Genomic DNA, 2,931 nt, shown 5'->3' with positions numbered 1-2,931 from the left:
CGGGGGAAGGTGGTGCGGGGTTCAGCTCAGCGGGCGCAGGGTGCGGGCCAGCAGGCTGGCGGCGTTGCGGGCGAGCGGGACGTCCGCCTCGGCGGCGACCAGGCCGTGCTCGACCAGGAGCCGGCCGACCCGGGAGGCGATCAGGGCGAACCGGAAACCGGCGAACACCTCGTACCAGTCCATGTGCGCCGCGACGGGACGCGCCGCGAGCTCCTCGTAGCGGCGGATGGTCTCCGCGCGCCCGGGCAGCCCGGGCAGCCGGGGTGCGCCGACGCCCTCGCTGAGGTGCCGGTCGAGGTAGAGGTACCAGCCCAGGTCGGCCTCACCGGGGCCCAGGAAGGTCATCTCCCAGTCCAGTACGGCCACGGGGGTCACCCCGGAGAACATCAGGTTGCCCAGTCGCGCGTCGCCCCACAGCAGGCTCGGCCGCGCCGGCTCGGGCGGCAGCCCGTCCCGCAACAGGGCCAGCGCCTCGCGGACCGGGACGCTGTCCGCGCCGCCGAAGTGGTCCATATGGGCTTCGTAGTAGTCGAGTTGGGCGCCGAGCCCGTACGGTCCGTGGACCGAGCGGCGCAGGTCGTCGAGGCCGAGGGCGCCCACGTCGAGGCGGTGGACGCGGTGCAGTGCCTCGACCCCGCCCCACCACACCGCCGCGCGGCCGGCCTCGTCGAGCGCGGCCACCGGTCCGCCGTCGCGGTGGTAGGAGGGCAGGTCCGGCGGGACCCAGCCCTCGACGCGGTCCATGGCGTAGAAGGGCGCGCCGAGCAGCCCGGGGTCCGGTTCGAAGCCGAGGACGCCGGGCACCGGCACATCGGTGCCGCGCAGCGCGTGCAGGACGCGGTACTCCTCGTCGAGCCGGGAGCCCGGCATCACCCGGTAGCGGGTGGGCGCCACCCGGACGACCAGACGACGGTGCCGCTCGGCGCCCGCCGGACCCCACTCGGTGTCGACCAGCAGCGTCTCGTTGGAGAAGCCGAGGCCCGTGGGTACCTCGACGCGGACCTGGAGGTCCGGCGCCTGCGGCAGCCGTTCGGCGAGCCAGGTCGTCAGATGTTTCCGGGTGAGTTCCGGGTCACGTTGCTGGGGCACGGGCATGGCCGGCTCCTCCATCCATATACGGGTGTCCCCCATCGTCGAGGGCGCCGATGGGGGCCGGATGGAGGATCACGGCGCGGCCGGACACGGCCCGACGCGCTCATCGGCGGCGCTGCATCCGGCTGAGACCGGTTCCCCAACCACGGGCGCCAGCATGGCCGTTGACCGCAGAACACCATTGGGGAGGTCGACATGTCCTGGGCACCGCCTGTGGGGGCGTTCGTGGAGCCGCAGCTGTTCCGGCACATACTCGGCCACGTTCCGAGTCCCGTCACCGTGGTCACCGCCGCGACGGCGGCCGGGCCCGCCGGGCTCGTGGTGGGGTCGTTCGTGTCGGTGTCGCTGGAGCCACCCCTCGTGGGGATCTTCATCGACGAGAAGTCCGTCAGCTGGCCGCCGATGAGCGAGGCGGGTTCCTTCACCGTCAACATCCTCGCCCACGACCAGCAGGAGCTGTGCGCCCGCTTCGCCAAGAGCGGCGGATCCGGGGACACCACGGGCAAGTTCGCGGGCCTGACGTGGTGGGAGTCGCCGCACGGCAATCCGGTGCTGCCGGGCACCACCGCATGGCTGGACTGCCTGGTCCGCCAGGTCCAGCGGCTCGGCGACCACTTCTTCGCCGTCGCCGAGGTGGTGGGCCTGGGAGTGGACGCGGCACGCCCGCCGCTGGTCTTCCACCGGGGCGCCCTGCACACCGTCGCCCCCTCCGGCGAGGGCACGGCGGGGCGCGGCTAGCGGCCCTACGCATACGTTCGCCTACGTTTTCGCCCCGCCGGCCGGACCGGCGGGGCGAAAACGTATGCGTACGCTCAGGCCAGACAGGCCAGTACATCACCGCCGCCCAGGCGGGCCATCTCGCCCATCACCGGCGCCGAGCGGATCTGGGTGTCCACCGGCCCGCCGAGCGCCTCGGAGTACGCGCGGTGCAGGTTGGCCACCAGCCGCTCCGGGTCGCGCAGCTCCGCGTACCCGCCGAGCGGGGTGTCGCGGGCCGCCTCGAACGGGGTGAGTCCCGCGTCGATCCCCTGGACAGCGACCTTCTGGAGCCAGCGCAGATACGCCTCGGCCTCGTCCAGTGCCTCGGGCCCGGCGACCGGCCCGTGCCCGCCCACGACGGTACGTGGACCCAGCGCCCGCAGCCGGGCGATCGCCTCCAGCGAGCCCAGGACCGAGCCCGCCAGCAGGAACGGTGTGCAGCCGGGCATCAGGACGTCGCCCGCGAACAGCACCCGGTGCTCCGGCACCCACACCACCACGTCGTTGCCGGAGTGCGCGGGGCCCACGTACATCAGCTCGACGGCCAGCTCGTCGACGTACACCGTCAGCCGGTCCTCGAAGGTCACCATCGGCAGAGAGCGGGCGAGGTCACCGAGGTCGCCCCAGGGGGTGCCGGGCCAGACGTGTTTGAGGCCCTCGCCCTTCTCGGCCATCTCGGCGCGGGTGCGGGTGTGGGCGATGACGGTGGCGTGCGGGGCGGCGACGGCGTTGCCGAAGGTGTGGTCGCCGTGGTGATGGGTGTTCAGGACGGTCCGCGGCTCGGCGCCGCCGCGTTCGAGGGCGGCGGCGCGCAGGGCGCGGGCCCTGGCCTCGGTGGCGGCGGTGTCGACCAGGGCCACCGTGTGGGGGCCGGCGAGGATCCCGGCGTTGTTCAGGCACCAGCCCCCGTCGGGCTGGACGTAGGCGAAGATCCGGTCGGCCACCTCCTCCACGCGGGGCGGCGGTACCCGGGACGGGCGGCTGTCGTGGGGCGTCGTGGATGGCAGGCTCATGCCTTCCACGGTGGCCGCGGCCCCTGGAGGGCGGCAGGTGCGCCGATGCCCGGCGGCTGGAGGGGGC

At 73.9% G+C, this 2,931-nt stretch carries 3 protein-coding genes; 1 reads left to right on the top strand and 2 read right to left on the bottom strand.

The genetic code is table 11. The annotated features are described in order from the left end of the window. Nucleotides 1–21 precede the first annotated feature (21 nt). Nucleotides 22–1,095, bottom strand: coding sequence for a phosphotransferase family protein (locus tag ACJA3G_RS34210; protein WP_406556923.1), 1,074 nt, complete (start codon nt 1,093–1,095; stop codon nt 22–24). A 192-nt stretch (nt 1,096–1,287) separates the two neighbouring features. Between ACJA3G_RS34210 and ACJA3G_RS34205 the strand changes: the two genes are divergently transcribed. Further along, entirely contained in the window at nt 1,288–1,830 is a 543-nt protein-coding gene (locus ACJA3G_RS34205) for a flavin reductase family protein (RefSeq protein WP_406556922.1), read from the top strand. Nucleotides 1,831–1,904: 74 nt separating this feature from the next. Here ACJA3G_RS34205 and ACJA3G_RS34200 read toward each other — a convergent pair whose 3' ends face one another. After that, entirely contained in the window at nt 1,905–2,864 is a 960-nt protein-coding gene (locus ACJA3G_RS34200; protein WP_406556921.1) for an MBL fold metallo-hydrolase, read from the bottom strand. Nucleotides 2,865–2,931 lie beyond the last annotated feature (67 nt).

This window comes from Streptomyces sp. YS-3, from assembly GCF_045257485.1.
Lineage (GTDB): Bacteria > Actinomycetota > Actinomycetes > Streptomycetales > Streptomycetaceae > Streptomyces.
The sequence above is the reverse complement of the archived record's forward strand: the minus strand, read 5'-3'. Positions and strand labels throughout refer to the sequence as shown.